This is a genomic window from Nocardia sp. NPDC056564 (genome assembly GCF_042793755.1).
In the GTDB taxonomy this organism is placed as follows: Bacteria; Actinomycetota; Actinomycetes; order Mycobacteriales; family Mycobacteriaceae; genus Nocardia.
In genome coordinates, this window is the sequence record NZ_JBHTUR010000009.1 from 234,553 (window position 1) to 251,921 (window position 17,369).

General features: G+C 69.4%; 10 protein-coding genes. 4 read left to right on the forward strand and 6 right to left on the reverse strand.

Features of this window, described 5'->3' with window-relative positions; genetic code table 11:
* Nucleotides 1–16: 16 nt before the first annotated feature.
* The 4 genes from ACFQ9K_RS23515 to ACFQ9K_RS23530 all read left to right on the forward strand — a co-directional run bounded on the left by ACFQ9K_RS23515 (nt 17) and on the right by ACFQ9K_RS23530 (nt 11,193).
* Entirely contained in the window at nt 17–6,373 is a 6,357-nt protein-coding gene (locus ACFQ9K_RS23515; RefSeq protein ID WP_378720798.1) for a beta-ketoacyl synthase N-terminal-like domain-containing protein, read from the forward strand.
* Nucleotides 6,370–8,499, forward strand: coding sequence for a beta-ketoacyl synthase (locus ACFQ9K_RS23520; protein WP_378720799.1), 2,130 nt, complete (start codon nt 6,370–6,372; stop codon nt 8,497–8,499). Before ACFQ9K_RS23515 ends, ACFQ9K_RS23520 begins: the two co-directional genes overlap by 4 nt.
* The gene (locus ACFQ9K_RS23525) at nt 8,496–10,076 is read left to right on the forward strand and encodes a PfaD family polyunsaturated fatty acid/polyketide biosynthesis protein (protein ID WP_378720801.1); all 1,581 of its coding nucleotides are present in this window, start codon (nt 8,496–8,498) and stop codon (nt 10,074–10,076) included. The genes ACFQ9K_RS23520 and ACFQ9K_RS23525 overlap by 4 nt, the downstream gene beginning before the upstream one ends.
* 112 nt (nt 10,077–10,188) lie before the next feature.
* Nucleotides 10,189–11,193, forward strand: a complete 1,005-nt coding sequence (locus ACFQ9K_RS23530; protein ID WP_378720802.1) for an acyl-ACP desaturase — start codon at nt 10,189–10,191, stop codon at nt 11,191–11,193.
* Nucleotides 11,194–11,211: 18 nt separating this feature from the next.
* Here ACFQ9K_RS23530 and ACFQ9K_RS23535 read toward each other — a convergent pair whose 3' ends face one another.
* The 6 genes from ACFQ9K_RS23535 to ACFQ9K_RS23560 all read right to left on the reverse strand — a co-directional run bounded on the left by ACFQ9K_RS23535 (nt 11,212) and on the right by ACFQ9K_RS23560 (nt 17,326).
* Nucleotides 11,212–11,937, reverse strand: a complete 726-nt coding sequence (locus tag ACFQ9K_RS23535) for a DUF998 domain-containing protein (RefSeq protein ID WP_378720803.1) — start codon at nt 11,935–11,937, stop codon at nt 11,212–11,214.
* A complete protein-coding gene (locus tag ACFQ9K_RS23540) occupies nt 11,934–13,106 on the reverse strand; it encodes a lipase family protein (RefSeq protein ID WP_378720804.1) in 1,173 nt (390 codons plus the stop codon). The genes ACFQ9K_RS23535 and ACFQ9K_RS23540 overlap by 4 nt, the downstream gene beginning before the upstream one ends.
* Before the next feature lie 220 nt (nt 13,107–13,326).
* Nucleotides 13,327–14,139, reverse strand: a complete 813-nt coding sequence (locus ACFQ9K_RS23545) for a carbohydrate ABC transporter permease (protein WP_378720805.1) — start codon at nt 14,137–14,139, stop codon at nt 13,327–13,329.
* Nucleotides 14,129–15,091 (reverse strand): carbohydrate ABC transporter permease, encoded by a 963-nt coding sequence (locus tag ACFQ9K_RS23550; protein WP_378720806.1) that lies wholly within the window; start codon nt 15,089–15,091, stop codon nt 14,129–14,131. The genes ACFQ9K_RS23545 and ACFQ9K_RS23550 overlap by 11 nt, the downstream gene beginning before the upstream one ends.
* A 4-nt stretch (nt 15,092–15,095) precedes the next feature.
* Entirely contained in the window at nt 15,096–15,956 is an 861-nt protein-coding gene (locus ACFQ9K_RS23555; protein WP_378720807.1) for a metallophosphoesterase, read from the reverse strand.
* Nucleotides 15,953–17,326 carry an ABC transporter substrate-binding protein gene (locus tag ACFQ9K_RS23560; protein ID WP_378720808.1) on the reverse strand — a complete coding sequence of 458 codons (1,374 nt, stop codon included), beginning with the start codon at nt 17,324–17,326 and terminating at the stop codon, nt 15,953–15,955. Before ACFQ9K_RS23560 ends, ACFQ9K_RS23555 begins: the two co-directional genes overlap by 4 nt.
* Between the last annotated feature and the right edge of the window lie 43 nt (nt 17,327–17,369).

The following is a 17,369-nucleotide window of genomic DNA, read 5'->3' on the forward strand; positions in this document are numbered from 1 at the left end:
TTCGAGAGGAACTTTCGTGACAGACGACAGACGCCTGGCGCGCAACCCGATCGCCATCGTCGGGATGTCCGGGCTGCTGCCCCACGCGCACAACCATCGTGAGTACTGGCAGAACATCGTCGACGGCGTGGACTGCACCACCGAGGTGCCCGCGTCCCGATGGAGCCTCGACGACTACTTCGATGCCGACCAGGACGCACCGGACAAGACGTACTCGCGTCGCGGCGCCTTCCTGCCCGACATCGAGTTCGATCCGCTGGAGTTCGGGCTGCCGCCGAACCAGCTCGAGGTCACCAGCACTATGCAGACGCTGAGCCTCGGCGTGGCCAGGGACCTGCTCATCGACGCCGGTGCTGTGGACTCCACCTGGTACGACCCGGGCCGCACCGGCGTGGTGCTCGGCACCACCGGACCGGTGCCGCTGATGCATCCGCTGGCCGCCCGACTTTCCACGCCGGTGCTCAAGGAGGCGGCGCGCTCGGTCGGGCTCTCCGATACCGACGCGGACGCGATCGCGGACAAGTTCGTCGCCGCGTTCGCGCCGTGGGAGGCGAATTCGTTCCCCGGCCTGCTGGCCAACATCACCGCGGGCCGGGTCGCGAACCGGTTGGGCCTGGGCGGCATCAACTGCACCGTCGACGCGGCCTGCGCGGCCTCGCTGGCCGCCTTGCGGACCGCGATCGCCGAATTGCAGGACGGCCGCGCCGACATGATGATCACCGGCGGCGTGGACACCGAGAACACCATCTTCATCTACCTGTGCTTCAGCAAGGTCGGGGCGCTGTCGTCGAGCGGGCAGATCAGCCCGTTCTCCTCGGACGCCAACGGCACCCTGCTCGGCGAGGGCATCACCATGCTGGCGCTGCGCCGGCTGGAAGACGCACGGCGCGACGGCAATCGGATCTACGCGGTGATCCGCGGTCTCGGCTCGTCGAGCGACGGCCGGGCCAAGAGCATCTACGCGCCACGGGCCGGCGGCCAGCGCGTCGCGCTCGATCGGGCCTATGCCGACGCCGAGTGCTCGCCCGCCGATGTCGCGCTGATCGAGGCGCACGCCACCGGCACGCCGGTGGGCGACAAGACCGAGCTGACCGCGCTGAAAGGGCTGCTCGCCGATGCGACCTCGGAGCCCCGGTTCGCGGCGCTCGGCAGCGTGAAGTCGCAGATCGGGCACACCAAGGGCGCGGCGGGCACGGCGAGCCTGATGAAGCTGTCGTTCGCGCTGCACCAGAAGGTGTTGCCCGGCACCATCAATGTGGCGGCACCCAACGCGGAGATCGCCCCGGCCGACGCGCCGTACTACGTGAACACCCGCACCCGTCCGTGGATTCGCGACCCGCAGCGTCCCGTACGCCGGGCCGCGGCGTCGGCCTTCGGGTTCGGCGGCACCAACTTTCACGTCGTGCTGGAAGAGGCCGACTCGACGCGCGATCAGCCGGTGCTGCACCGCACCGCACGCGCGCACCTGTGGCACGCGTCCGATGTGGCCGGCCTGGTGGACGCGGTGCGCAGCGTGGAGGCGATCGACGGCGGCGATATCCCGGAAAGCCACGCGCGCATCGGCTTCGTCTCGGTGGACGACGAGAACGCCGAGCATCTGCGCGGTCTCGCGGTCGACGAGCTGGTGCGCCGGCCAGACGCCGCGGCCTGGGATCACCCGGAGGGCGTGTACTTCCGCTCCGCCGCGCTGCCCGACCGTAAGGTCGGCGCGTTGTTCGCCGGGCAGGGCAGTCAGTACGTCGACATGGGACTGGATGCGGCACTGAACAATCCGGCGGTCGGCGCGGCCTTCGACGCGGCCAACGTCGCGTTCACCGGTGCGCCGGTGCGGGTGTCGTCGGTGGTCTTCCCGCCGCCCGCGTTCGACGACGAGACCGCGCAGGAGCAGGAAACCGTCTTGCGCCGTACCGAATTCGCGCAGCCCGCGATCGGTGCGCTGGCGGCAGGTCAGTTCCAGGTGCTGGCCGGGTACGGGTTCCGGGCCGACGGCTACCTCGGGCACAGCTTCGGTGAACTGACCGCGCTGTGGGCCTCCGGCGCCATCGGCACCGCGGAGTTCTTCGAGCTGGCCCGGGCACGCGGTGTGGCGATGACGCCGGAACCTGGTGTCGAGGCAGGCACCATGGTGTCGCTCGGCGCTACCCGGGAGGTCGCCGAGGAGCTGCTCGACGGCATCGACGACGTATGGATCTGCAACCACAACGCGCCGGACCAGGTGGTCATCGGCGGTGGCGTCGAGGGCGTCGCCGCGGTGGTGGCGCGCAGCGCGGAGCGCGACGTGCGCACCCGGGAGCTGCCGGTGTCCGGCGCGTTCCACACGCCCTATGTCGGGCACGCGGTGGCCGAGTTCGCGAAAGCCACTGCGGCGGTGCCGATCGGGGTTCCGGACGCGCCGGTCTATGCCAACACCCCCGACGCGCAGTACGGCAGTGATGTCGCGGCGAACCGGGACCTGATCACCGAACAGCTCAGCAAGCCGGTCGAATTCGCGTCGGCCTTGACGGCGATGCGGGAGGCGGGCTGCACGGTCTTCGTGGAGTTCGGCCCGAAGCAGGTGCTCACCTCGCTGGTGCGGCGCACCCTCGGTGACGACGTGGTCGCCATCGCCACCGACTCGGGACCGATCGGCAACAGCGATCTCACCCTGGCGCGGGCCGCGGTCCGGCTGGCCGTGCTCGGCTTCGGCCTGCACGAGATCAACCGGCACGCCGCCCCGGAGGCGGTGCGGCACACGCCGAGCCGTCCGATGACCGTGACGATGTCCGCGCCCGAGTACGTGCCCGCGACTCGTCGGGAGGCGTACGCCGCCATGCTCGACGACGGCTACCGGGTGAGCCTGGCGGCACCGGCCGCCGCCTCTTCTCCTGTCGACACCGTGGTCGATCGCCTGCCCGAAACACCGGTCGTGGCCCCATCTATCACCGAAGCAACGGAGACCACCGTGTATCAACCCGCTGATTCCTCCGACCCCGGAGCGGACGCGCTGGACAGCGCGCTGGTTCAGCATCTACAGACGCACCGCCAATTCCTCGACGGGCAGCTGGATATGGCCCGCGGACTGGCCGGCGTGCTCGGCAACGGTTCGCTGGACGACGCGATGGTGCGGGCGATCGAGGCGGTCAAGGACCACGGCGTCGCGATCAGCGAGAGCCACTCGCGGGCCAGCGATGTGCTCGCCCAATTGGCCGAGCTGGAAAGCGGTTTCGCGCCGGCGCAGCGGGCGGCGGCCCCGGCCCCGCGCCGGGTGGAGTCGGCGCGGCAGCCGGCCATCGAGTCGGCGCCGCAGCGCCGGCCGCTGACCACCGCACCGGCGGTGGCGCGGCCTCAGTCGGTCGCGCACGTGGAACCTGTTGCGGCTCCGGTTGTCACGGAGGTCCAGGTGGCTCCGGCGGTTCCGGCGAACGGCAACGGCAACGGCAACGGATCGCACCCGCAGGTCGCCGAGGCCGACGGTCAGGTGGCGGCCGATACGCTGCGCCTGGCGTTGCAGGAGGTCGTCGCGGAGAAGACCGGTTATCCGGTCGAGATGGTCGATCCGTCGATGGACCTGGAAGCCGACCTCGGCGTCGACTCGATCAAGCGAGTTCAGGTCATCGGTGCGCTGCAAGAGCGTTTCCCGCACCTGCCGAACCTCGGGCCCGAGCAGTTGGGCACCTTGCGCACGCTCGACCAGATCGCGAGCCTGCTCAGCGAGGCCGAGCTGAATGGAGCTGCCACCGGTCCGAACGGCGCGGATGCGGCTCCGAACGGCGCGGTTCCGGCGGACGCCGACGCGCCCACCGGCGACACCCTGCGCCGCGCATTGCAGGAGGTCGTCGCGGAGAAGACCGGTTACCCGGTCGAGATGGTCGATCCCTCGATGGACCTCGAGGCCGATCTCGGCGTCGACTCGATCAAGCGGGTGCAGGTGATCGGCGCACTACAGGAACGGTTTCCGGACTTGCCGAGCCTCGGCCCGGAGCAGTTGGGCACGCTACGTACCCTCGATCAGATCGTCGACGAGCTCGCCACGTCGGTGGGCGGTGATGTCCACCCAAAAGCTGAGGCCGCGGCCGAAACGCCGCGGCACGCCGTCGAACTGATCATCCTGCCCGCCGTCGACCGGGTTGACGCGCCCTACCGCGCGGATGCCGACATCGCGCTCCTGGACCTCAGCGGGGAGGCGGAAGCGGACTGTGCCGCACTCGAATCCGCGTTCGGCGCCCTCGGCTGGACGGTGCATCGCCGCAGCGGCCCGGATCTGGCGGAGCTCGACTCTGTCGATGTGTGCCTCGTTGTCATCGGCGATGCGGCCGACTGGGATTCGGCACAGCAGCGCCTCGGCGCGACCATCCTGGCCGCGGGTCAGGCGGTGCCGTTGTTGCGGAAGGCCGATGACCGGGCGGGCTTCGTCACGGTCACGCGCCTCGATGGCCAGCTCGGCTTCGCGGGCACGGCAGATCCGGTGAGCGCATTGCTCGGTGGCGTCGGCGGCGTGGTGAAAACGCTTGCCGCCGAACAGCCGTCGTTGTTCTGCCGGGCGCTGGACCTCGACCCGGCGATCACGCCGGCACGGCTGGCCGATCTCGTGACCGCCGAAGTGTTCGACGCGGCCCGGGACACGCTCGAGGTCGGGATCGAAGCGGCGGGGGAGCGGCGGACACTGGTCCCGAGTGCGTATGCGCCCGCCGGCTCGGTGACCATCGTGCGTCCCGGCGCCGAGCAGCAACCGAGTCTGCTGACGGCGGCGGATGTTCTGCTGGTCACCGGCGGCGCGCGTGGCGTCACCGCGACGTGTGTGAAAGCGCTGGCGCAACGCAGCGAGGCCCGGTTCGTCCTGCTCGGTCGATCCGAGCCCGCGCCCGAACCCGACTGGGCGGCAGGCGTTCCCGACGCGGACCTCAAGCCCGCGGCGGTGCGTGCGCTGGCGGGCACAGGCGTGCAGCCTCGCGAGATCGAGCGCGCGTGCTCCGGAGTGCTTGCGGCGCGGGAGATCCGGGCCACGCTGACCGAGCTGGGTTCACGGGCTGAGTATCTCGCGGTGGACGCCACCGACGAGACCGCGGTGCGGACCGCCCTCGCACCATGGCGCGACACCATCACCGGCGTCGTCCACGGGGCCGGGGTGCTGGCCGACTCGATGATCACGGACAAGACCGCCGAATCCATCGGACGCGTCCTGGAACCCAAGATCGCCGGACTGGCCGCCGTGCTCGCCGCCCTCGGCGAACTGCGGCACCTGGTGCTGTTCACCTCGGTGGCGGGCCTCTTCGGCAACGCGGGTCAAGCCGACTACGCGGCCGCGAACGAGGCGCTGTCCCGGTTCGCGGTGAGCTGGCGGCGGCATCAGCCCGACTGCCACGTCACCGCGATCGACTGGGGCGCCTGGGACGGCGGCATGGTGACGCCCGCGCTCCGTGGTCACTTCCTGGCCCGCGGCATCGCGCTGCTGGACCCGGAGATCGGGGCGGCTGCCTTCGCCGAGCAGTTCACCGCGGATCATCGCGAGGACACCGTCGTCCTCATCGGCCCCGCGAACGGACTGTCCGGCGACGCCGGAGTCGAACCGAGCGCTGTGTCCGCTCGACGGGTACTGACCGGACTCACCGACGAGCCGATCATTCAAGCCCACCGCATCGGCGAACACGTCGTGCTGCCTGCCACTTTCGGCCTCGGCGCGATGATCAACCTCGCCGAGCGCAGCCTGGCCGGCCGAACCGTGGTCGGTGTCCGGGACTTCGAGGTGCTCAAGGGAATCGTGTTCGACCGCCCGATCGACGAGGTCGAGCTCGAACTGATCCCCGGCGAGGCGGCCGACGGCCGGACGTTGGTGGAAGCGAACATTCGCGGCGGCAACATCCTGCACTTCCGTGCCACGTTGCTGCTCGGCAGCGGTGCGGAGGACGCGCCGAGCAAGCTGATCCCGAGCGGATCGGCCAGCGACGCGAACATCTATCGCGACGCCATCCAGTTCCACGCGCCGGCCCTTCAGGGTCTGCGCATGGTGCGGGCGGCCTCCGACGACGCGATCGTCTTCGACTGCTCGCTTCCGGCAGCCCGAGTGGCGAACGGCGCCTACGCGGGCCGCCTGCACGATCCGGTCCTCGCCGACCTGATCCTGCAAGGCCCGCCGGTTCTCGGCTACCGCCTGCTCGGCGGTGCCTGCCTGCCCCTCGGGGTCGGCCGGGCGGACTACTACCGGCCGTTGCCCGCGGACGAGACGTTCCTGCTCGTCGTGGACAACCCGCGCACGGGACGCGTCGATGCCCGCATCGACGCCACCGCGATGACCACGGACGGCACAGTGCTGCAACGGTTCTCGGACGTCACCGTGGTGACGACGCCGGATCTGACAGAGAAGTTCCAGACCTCGGTGAGGCGGTGGATGGCATGACAGTGCTCGAGTTCGACGGAATACCGTTCGACCCGACGGGTTCCGCGGTGGCGATGAGGTCCGAAAACAGTGGCGCGGCCCCTGATCCGGATCTGTCTGCTGAACGGGCGGACGCGGTGGCGACCAGCGGGCCGCAGTACCCGCACGGCTCGCCGAGCGGCGAACGGCAGGGCGCTGACCCGGCGGCTCCGAGCTCCGGAAACGGCGGCATCGCCGCCGGTGGTGGCCCGGCGGTCGCCTCGCCGCGCGTCGGTGCGGCACGAGTCGGTCACCCGCTCAGCGAGATTCGCTCCGGTGTGGTGACCGCGCACCGTGCGGCATTGAGCGCGCAGGTGGCCTTGCAGCGGGCGGTCTGGCAACGGACGCTGCGTGCGGCGACCGGTGGCACTCAGCCCGGCACGGCAGTCGGCGAACAGCCGGCCGGCCACGGCGACGTCCCCGGTTTCGGTGGCGGCAACGGCGCCGTCGCCGAAACCGCGGGCGTAGCAGCCGAGTCGGCGTTCAAGCCGCTGGCCCGCACCCGGCTGCGGAGTCTCGACCGCGCGGCTCTGCTGCGCCTGGCCGACGGCGAGGTCGCCGGTGTGTTCGGCGCTCGGCACCAACGAGTCGGCGTCACCTCGGTGGCGCGCCTCGCCGCGGTCGAGCCCCTGGTACTGACCGAGGTCACGGCGATCGAGCTACGCGGCGGCACCGGAAAGGGGCGCGTGGTCGCGCACTTCGACGGAGATCCACGCGCGGCGGCGGTGCAGGCAGCGGAGGTCTTCGCGCTCTTCACCGGCATGCAGCTGTGCCTGTCGGGCAGCACGCTGAACACCACTCGGCTCAGCGGCTCGGTCGAAGGCGGCGCCGGATCGGTGGAACTCGTCGTCACCGACATCGACCTGATACCGAGGCCACACGTCTCCGCGACCGCGAACTTCGCTGGCGCACAGGGACAGGTGCAGGTGACCGTCACGGTCGCCGAACCGGCAGGCGGCGGAGTCGGGCCGGGCGAGGCCGCACCGTCGCTGCTGCTCAACGAATTCCACATGGCCCACCTCGCCCGCGGTGACCAAAGCATCGCCATGGGAACCGAATTCGCCGAATACACCGGCGTGCGCGCGACCCGGCTGCCCACCGGCGGCCTGCTGCTCGTCGACCGGGTGATCCGATTCGACGGCGCGCGTGGCCGGTTGGACGGCGCGACCTACACCACCGAATACGACTCACCCGCCGACTCCTGGTATTACGGCGACACCGCCAACGAGTCCATGCCGCATTTCGTCTACATGGAGACCTCGCTTCAGGCGGCACTGCTGATGGGTTACTACGCGGGACCGACGCTCACCCAGCCGGGCGTCACGCTCAGCCTGCGCAATCTCGGCGGTACGGCGACGGTGCTCCGTCAGATCGAGCTGCGGGACAAGACGATCGAGCAGTCGTCCCGGCTGCTGTCGACCACGATCCTGCCCGGCTCGTCGCTGCAGACGTTCGACTACACGCTGAGCGTGGACGGTGAACCGTTCTACGCCGGCGAGACCATGTTCGGCTACTTCAGCGACGAGGCCCTGGCCAACCAGACCGGTCTCGACGCGGGCCGGGCGGCCCCGACCTGGCTGGACGAGCACGCGGACGCCCGGATCCGGACCATCGATGTGGCCGCGCGCCGCGCCGACCCGGCCGCCGGGCTGTGCGCGCGCCGGACCCTCGCGCTGATCGAACACCTCGACGTGGTCGACGGCGGCGGGAAATACCAAGCGGGCTACCTGCATTCGCTGCGCGCGATCGACCCGTCGGACTGGTACTTCGAACGGCACTTCCACCTCGATCCGGTCATCCCGGGCTCGCTGGGCGTCGAGTCGGTCATCCACGCGGTGCAGGAGTGGATGCTGGACGCGGGATTCGCTGCCGCGCTGCGTGATCCGGTCTTCCGCATCCCCGCCGGGTTACCGTTCGGCTGGCGCTACCGCGGCCAGTTGCTGCCCACCGACGGCACCGTGGAACTGGACGCGCACATCAAGGAGATCCGGCGCGGACCGCACGGCGTCACCGTCCTCGTGGACGGTTCGCTCTGGAAACCAGGCCTGCGCATCTACGAACTCAACGACCTCGCGGTCGAACTCGCCGAGCGAGAGGACCACCGATGACCACCGCGCAGACGAGCGCCGTCGCGCAGACGGCCGAAGAGATCGGCGCCGTGCTGCTCGAGGTACGGCAGCCGGCCTGGGTCGTCCGCCACGACGGCGGCGTCGGCGTGACCTCCGACGCGGGCATCGCCGCCCGCGCGGAGGTGCTCACCGCGGTCGCCCCGCTGCCGCCGGAGCTGCTCGGCGACAAGCAGTTCCACGCCACCCACGGCGTGCGGGCCGCATACGCGGCGGGGGCGATGGCCAACGGGATCGCCTCGCCGGCCCTGGTTTCGGCGATGTCGCGGGCGGGCTATCTAGCCTCGTATGGCGCCGCGGGGGTCACGCCCGCGGTGGTGGACGCGGCGCTCGCCGAACTCAGCGCCGCGCTGCCCGGAAAGCCGTTCGCCTGCAACCTGATCCACAGTCCGTCCGAACCGGCGCTGGAACGCGGCATCGTCGATTCCTGCCTGCGCCACCAGGTGCGCTGCGTGGAGGCCTCGGCCTTCATGGGCCTCACCGCCGAGGTGGTCCGATACCGGGTCGCCGGTCTCGGCGTCGATCGGCACGGGCAGGTCGAGGTGCGGAACCGGTTGATCGCCAAGGTTTCCCGGGTCGAGGTGGCCGAGCCGTTCCTGCGGCCGGCGCCGGCGAATCTGCTGCGTCAGCTGGTCGCGTCGGGCGACATCACCACCGAACAGGCGCGGTTGGCCGAGCAGGTGCCGATGGCCGACGACATCACCGCGGAGGCGGACTCCGGCGGGCACACCGACCGCAGGCCGCTGCTGGTGCTGCTGCCGGAACTGATCGCCGCGCGCGATCGGAGCACCCTGCCGGCCGCTGCCGCGGTACGCATCGGTGCGGCGGGCGGCATCGGCACACCGGCGGCCGCCGCCGCGGCGTTCGCGCTGGGCGCCGCCTACGTGGTGACCGGCTCGATCAACCAGGCCACCCGCGAGGCCGCGCAATGCGAGACCACCAAAGCGCTACTGGCCCGAGCGGATTTCGCCGACTGCACGATGGCGCCGTCCTCGGACATGTTCGAACTCGGTGTGCAGGTACAGGTGCTGCGCCGGGGCACCATGTTCGCCGCCCGCGCGCAACGTCTCTACGACACCTACCGCGCGTACGCCGGAATCGACGACATCCCGGCCGACCTGCGCCGTGACCTGGAGGCCACGCTGTTCCGGCGACCGCTGGACGCGGTGTGGCAGGACTGCGTCAGCTACTTCACCGAACGCGATCCGGGTCAGCTGATCGGTGCGGCCGAGGACCCGAAGCGCAAGATGGCGCTGGCGTTCCGGTGGTATCTCGGCCTGTCGTCCGGATGGAGCATCCGCGGCGAGGCCGACCGCACCGCCGATTATCAGGTGTGGACCGGGCCGGCGATGGGTGGCTTCAACAGCTGGGTCAACGGGACTTACCTGGCCGCGCTCAGCAACCGGCACGTCGCCGACATCGCCGATCAGCTCATGCTCGGCGCCGCCTATCTCACCCGGATCGCCCAGCTCCGCACGGCGGGCGCGCGGCTGCCCGCCGACTGCCACCGCTTCGTGCCGCGGCCGCTCGGCGCTGCCACCAGTTCTGGGGGCAGCTGATCGGCCGGTTGAATTGCCACCTACGGATCCGTAGGCTCGCGGAGGTTGTCGCGCTGGCGGTCGTGTTCGGTCCCCGCGCAAAGTGAGCCAAAAAGTCTGAGGGGTAACGCAAATGGGCCGACTTCTGACCCAGCTCGAGCTGCTCACCGAGCTGGAACCGGTGGCGGCGGACAACGTCAACCGGCACCTGTCGATGGCGAAGGCCTGGCATCCGCACGACTACGTGCCGTGGGACGAGGGCCGCAATTTCGCCGCGATGGGCGGCGTCGACTGGGACCCCAGCCAGTCGCAGCTGTCCGACGTCGCCAAGGCCGCGATGATCACCAACCTGCTCACCGAGGACAATCTGCCCTCCTACCACCGGGTGATCGCGGAGAACTTCTCCCAGGACGGCGCGTGGGGCACCTGGGTCGGCCGCTGGACCGCCGAGGAGAACCGGCACGGCATCGTGATGCGGGACTACCTGGTGGTCACCCGCGGGGTCGACCCGGTCGAGCTGGAGAACGCCAGGATGATCGCGATGACCACGGGCTTCGACCCGCTCGCCGTCGCGAAGTACGGCACCGTCGATCCGAGCGAGGTTCCGGACACCGGATTCCTGCTCGGCGTGGCCTACGTGACCTTCCAGGAGCTGGCCACCCGCCTGAGTCACCGCAACACCGGCCGGGTGTGCAACGACGCCGTCGCCGACAAGATGCTGCAGCGCATCGCCGCCGACGAGAACCTGCACATGATCTTCTACCGCAACATGTGCGGCGCGGCGCTGGACCTGGCCCCCGACCAGGCCATCGAGGCGATCGCCCTGGTCCTGATGAACTTCCAGATGCCCGGCGCGGAGAACCCGAACTTCCGCCGTTACGGCACCCTGATGGCCAAACACGGCATCTACGACATGCGCCAGCACCTCGAGGACGTGGTGATGCCGGTGCTGCGCATCTGGAAGATCTTCGAGCGGACCGACTTCACCGCCGCCGGCGAGCAGACCAGGGAGAAGCTCGCCGACTATCTGGCGAAGTACGAGCGCGACATGCTCAAGTTCGAGGAGCGCCGCGACCGCATCGCCGCCCGCCAGGCCACCAAGCGCGATTCCGCCCCGCTCACCACCACGCTGCGCTGATCGGCGGCGGGTAAGGCCTCACGCATCGGTCGAGCGCGTGGAACCGACGGCGGTTTCGTTGCCCCGGAGCAGGATTCGGGGCGACGCGAGGAGCAGCACGACGCCGGTGAGGATTCGCCAGACCACGAACGGATCGATCGCCAGGCGTTCGGCGGTGCCCGCGCCGAGGCCGAGGTGGTCCGGGGCGAGACTGGCGATCATCCCGATGACGGTGATCGCGATCAGCGCGAGAGTTGTTGCGGCATAGGCGCGCTGGGCGCGGTAGAGCACGGCGATGATGATCATGATCGCCAGCCCGGAGAGCAGCTCCAGGTAGGCGCCCGCGGGGTGCAGGACGGCGCGCAGCCGGTCGCCGCCGGGCACCTCGCCCGCGCTGCCCGGGAAGGCGCCGACCAGGACTATGCCGAGGCAGTTGATCAGCGCCAGATACGGGATCGCCTGTGCCGCACGGGTATTCGGGAGCATCGGGGCAAGGATCAGGGCGGCGGCGAGGACCAGGACGCCGAGCAGAATGAACTCGGCGGACATGAGCGCGTGCCACGGCGAGCAGATGTAGCGCGGGGTGGTCGCGCCGTATTGCGCCATGTCGCCGAAACATTCGGGGACGCCCAGGTCGCTGATCATGTTCGCGGACCAGCTGTAGGGGTTCGCGTCGGCCCAGCGGCTGCCCACCACCAGTTCGGCGAGGTAGTACGTGATCGTCAGGAACAGCAGCGCCGCACCGGCGCTGCGGCGGGCGTTCATGCGCGGCAGGTGGTCGGCGGGACGGGCAGACCGGCGAAGCGGTCGTTGATCCACGCGGTGACCAGATCGCCGCGGGCGCGCCAGGCCTCGTGCCCGCCGGGCAGCACGTGGTCGACCAGGTTGATGCCGAGGCGGCACATATCGGCCACCGCCTGGTTGCCCCACGCGGTATTGACCAGGTCGTCGCTGTCGCCGCGGGAGATGAAGGTCGGGATGTCGGTGGCCACCTTGGGCAGGTTACCGCCGCTTTCGTAGTCGGCGAGCAGGCTCTTCGCCGTGTCGTCGACGAACTGCGCGGCGGCCGGCGTCGCGGCCTGGCCGACGGCGAAGTCCTTCAGCGTCGACTGGCCGGTGCACAGGCCCTCGAGCCGGGGCGCCGCGGCGAGCAGCGGACCGTGCAGGATCTTGTCGTAGGAGTAGTCCGGGTGGTCGTACCGGACGGCGGCGACCAGATAGGGCAGCAGCAGGTACTGGCCGACGGTCAGCGTGTTCGTCTCCGCGGCCTTGGCGAGCTCGCTGCGCAGCGCGGGCGAGAGCAGCACATTGCCGAGGATCTTCAGCTCGGGCGCGTAGGTCTCGGCCGTCTCGGCCGCGGACTCGGTGGCCCGCCCGCCCTGCGACAACCCGACGAGCACAACGTCTTTGGTCACCGGCAGGTCGAGTTGCCGCACCGCGCGCACGGAGTCGAGCACGTCGTAGCCCGAGGACTCGGCTTGCAGATAGGGCGCGGAGCCAGGGCCGTCCAGGCCCTGATAGTTGGTCATCACCACGGCCTTGTGCGCGTCGAGGAGGTTGGCGACCGTGACGTCGTTGCCGAACAGCTCGGGCGAGCTGGTCGGCGCGCACTCGTTGGCGACCCCGGAGGTGCCGTGCCCGTAGGCGACCAGCGGCCAACCCCCTTCCGGCGCGGTGCCTTTCGGCAAGTACACCGCCCCGGATACCTCGATGGGCGCTTTATCCGGTGCGGTGGAGACGTAGCGGATATACGTCGCCGAACCGGCCGACGCGGAGATCTTCGGACCGCCGTTGGTCAGCGGCCGCTGGGAAAGGAGCGTGCCCGGCTTCGGCGGCGTCTCGGCGGCGGTGTCCGGCGAAGACCCGCAACTCGCGGCGATCAACGCCGCGGCGGCGGCCAGGGAAACCCACGTCAGTGCCCTCTTCGGACGCACGATCCATTCGCTCCTTCGACTCTGCTGCGCACCGTTAGCTATCCCCGCATCACCCTGTGCCCCTGCGTCGACGATCTGCTCCGCGCTGTGACAGCGCGTCGGGTCGACCGCAGGCCGTGATGTTCCCAGCAAGATCAGGATGTCGTGTGATCGCCGTCTCCGCACGGCCGAGTGAGCGGAATCTCAGTTTGCGGACCGATTCGTAACCGACGGCCTGAAACTACTTAAGCCCCGACCGCACGAACGCGTTCACGATGTGGCGTTGCAACAGCAGATACAGCACCAGGACCGGCAGGCAGGCCAGGCTCGCCAGCGCCATCATCGGCCCCCACTGATCACCCTCGGTGCCCATGAAGCTGCGTAGCCCGAGCTGGAGCACGCCGTTGGACTGCCGCAGCACCACCGCGGGCCAGAAGTATTCGTTCCACGCGTTGATGAACAGCAGAATGCCGAGCGCGGCCAGCGCGGGCCGCAGGTTCGGCACGACCACGGTCCACAGGATCGCCCAGGACGAGCGGCCGTCGATCTTGGCGGCGGCCACCAGTTGCTTGGGGAAACTGGCCATGTGCTGCCGCAACAGCAGCACCGCGAGGGCCGAGCACAGCGTGGGCAGCACGACGCCGATCAGCGAGTTGATCAGGCCGAGCCGGGTGAGCAGCACGTAGTTCGGCAGCATGGTCACCTGGAACGGCACCAGCCAGGTGCCGACGAACGCCAGATACAGGATCTTCTGGAACGGGAACGTGTACATCGCGAACGCGTAGGACGCGAGCAGCGCGACGAGCAGCTGCCCCACCGCGGACAGCGCCGCGATGATGAAGGTGTTACCGATCAGCCCGGCCACGTCGACCTTGGCGGCCGCGTCGGTGTAGTTGGCGAACGAGATCGGCCACGGGATCGGCGACAGCGAGGTGACATCTTCGGGCCGGCGCAACGAGGTGGCGAACAGCCAGTAGATCGGGAAAATGCACACCAGCGCGGTGACCGCGAGCAGCACATGGCTGCCGGCGGTCCGCAAACGATCAATCATCATGGAAGGCAACCTTTTCCGAGATCCACACCAGGATCCCGGCGAGCACGCCGAATCCGGCGAACAACAGCACTCCGGCCGCCGCGCTGAGCCCGGCGTCGAAGCTGTGGAAGGCGTAATCCCACAGCAGGTAATAGATATTCGTGGTGGCCTGCGCGGGACCGCCCTGGGTCATCGAGTCGATGAGCGGGAAAGTCAGCACGGGACTGAGCAAGACGGTGGTCAGCACGAGGAACATCACCGTGGGGGACAGCAGCGGCATGGTGATCCAGCGCCGGATCTGGCTCGGGCTCGCGCCGTCGACCTGGGCCGCCTCGTGGTAATCCCCACTGATACCGGCCAATCCGGCCCACACCACCAGCACGGAGAACCCGAGCAGCTGCCAGCCGGTGATCGCGATGATCACGATGTGCGCGGTGCCCGCGTCATAGACCCAATTGCGGTTCGAGCCGATCAGCTGGTCGACGAATCCGCTGCCGGGATGCAGCAGCCACCGCCACACTGCCGCCGCCGCAACCGGAGCCACCAGGAACGGCACGAAGATGAACGCCTGATAGATCGTCCGGGCCCGCCCCTGCACTCGCTTGCTCGCCAGCGCGATCAGCACCGGCAGGATCACCGTGAACGGCAGCATGCCGACGATCAGCGCGCCGGTGCGCCCGATCGAGTTCCAGAAGGCAGGCAGGTCCATCAGCCGCTCGTAATTGCCCGTCCCGACCGGCTTCATCGGCGAGGTCGGCAGCAGATTCCACGAGTAGATGGACAATTCGAACGCCTGCACCAGCGGCCGGTAGGTCCACACGACGAGCAGGAACAGCGCGGGCGCCAGATACAGGTACGGCACCACGAACCGCCCCGCCCGGCGGAACCGGGCGAGGCGGTTCGGTGGCGGCACCGGGGAAGCGACCGACTCGGCGACTTCCTCGATGGCGCGCGGAGTTTCGATGACGAACATCGACCTACCCGGTCTCGGCCGCGGCCAACGCGGCGAGCTGATCGAGCACGTCCTGTTCCGTTCTGTCGTAGACGGTTTCGGCGGGGGTCGCCTCGATCGCGGTGGCCACCAAGGTCGCACCGAGCAGATCGATACGGCTGTAACCGAATCCGACCAGCCCGCGGTGCCGCCCGACCGGTGCGATCGGATCGATCCGGTAGGACAGCGCCGGCCCGATCCAGACCGGGATGCCGCCGAGCGCGGACGCACCGGTGAGGTGGTTGTGCCCGCAGATGATCAGCCGCACATCGGATCCCGAGAGCACCTCCGCGAGCAGCTCGGGCTGTTCGAGCTTGAGGTACTCGGTGGTGGCGATCGGCGACGGGATCGGCGGGTGGTGCAGCACGAGCAGTGTGCCGTGCCGCGCGGGCGTGCGCAGCTCGCCGGCCAGCCAGTCGAGCTGTTCGGGTTCGAGCCGGCCGTCGTGCCGGCCCGGGGTGGTGCTGTCCAGCGCGATGATCCGCAACCCGGCGACATCGGTGACGCTGTCGTGGGTGAAGTCGGGATCGATTGCCGTGGAATCGGTTCCGAGCAGCTCGGTGCCGAACGCCGCGCGCTCGTCGTGATTGCCCATGGCGTACACGGTCTGCGCGCCGAGGTCGGCGGCCACCGGCTCGACCGCGTCGCGCAGCCGCCGATACGCCTCGGGCGAGCCGTTGTCGGTCAGATCCCCGGACAGCACCAGCGCGTCGATGCTCTGCCCTGAGGCTCGAAGTTGTTGCAGCACATGGGTGAGGTTCTCGTAGGTGTCGACACTGCCGTGGACCCGTTCCCCGGCGGGCCGGATGTGGGTGTCGGTCAGCTGGACGATCGTGACCCCGCTCATGACGCGGGCAGCAGTTTGGCGCCCTGCTCCTCGGCGGCGGTCAGGGTGGACTGCGGATCCTTGCCCTGGAACACGATCGCCTCGACCGCGTCCATCATGCCGTCGCGGATCTGCAGATAGTTGGTGCCCGGCATGGAGATCCACGGCTCCATGTTCGCCAGCTGGGCGACGTTCGGCTGCAACAGCGGGTTCTTCGCCGCCCAATCCTTCAGTCCGGCAGGGTCATCCATCAAACTGGTGCGCAGCGGCAGGTAGCCGATGCCCTGGGAGATCTTGGTGTAGGCCGCTTCGCTGGTGAGGAACTTGATCAGCTCCCAGGACGCGCGCTGCTTGGCCGGGTCGTTGGACAGGATGTGTAGGGAAGCACCGGAATTCGTCGGCACCGTCGGCTTGCCGGCGAAGCTCGGCATGGGCGCGGCGCGCAGGTCCCACTTGTCCTTGGCGCCGGTGGTGAAGGTGCCCTGGATCGCGCTGGTCTCCAGGATCATGCCGATGTCGCCGCGGGCGAACGCCTCGTAGCCCTGCTTCTGGTTGAGCTTGGGCATGCTGCCCGACTCGACCAGCTGCTGTTGCTGCCGCGCGACCTCGATGACGGGCGCGTCGGCGAAGGTGAGCGACTTGCGGTCCTCGGCGATGACCCGGCCGCCGTTGGACCGAACCAGCGACTGGAAGCACCAGTCCTTGGCGGTCTTGGTCAGGCAGTCGACGTAGATGCCGCCCTTGCCGGTTTTGCCGGTGATCGCGGCGGAGGCCTCGGCGACCTGCTGCCAGGTGGCCGGCGGCTTGGCCGGATCCAGCCCGGCCGCGCTGAACAGCGAGGCATTGAAGTAGAGCACCGGGGTGGAGAACACGAACGGCACGCCGTAGGTGTGGCCGTCCCAATCGGCGAGGGTGCGGGCCTTCGGCGCGTACGGATGTGTCGCGCCGTCGAAGTTGCGCGCCACCTCCTGCTTGGAGACCAGCGTGTCCAGCGGCTTGGCGCCCAGCTGATGGACGGTGTAGTCCAGGTCGCTGAAGCCGAGCTGCGCGACGTCCGGCGGCGTGCCCGCCACCGTCTGGTTCTGGATGCTGGAGATGGTGTCCGTGGCCGGGTTCGGGCTGTTGCCCTGCGGTTTCTGCGCGGTCACCGTGATGTTCGGGAACTTCGTGCGGAACTCGCCGATGAGCGTGTTGAAGGTATCGGTCCACGCCCCGGCGAGTCCGTAGTTGTAGGACTCGAACACGATGGCCACGTGCTGATCCGGGTTCAGGTCCGGAATCGGCGCGGTGCCGGAGTTCGAGTCTGTGCTGGTGCTCCCGAGTCCGCCGCAAGCGCTGAGCGCGACGGTGGTTGCGAACACCATGCCCAAGATGGGCGCGGTGCGGTTCACGGTGTTCTCCTCATTGATTCGGTGATATCGGACGGCGTTGTCC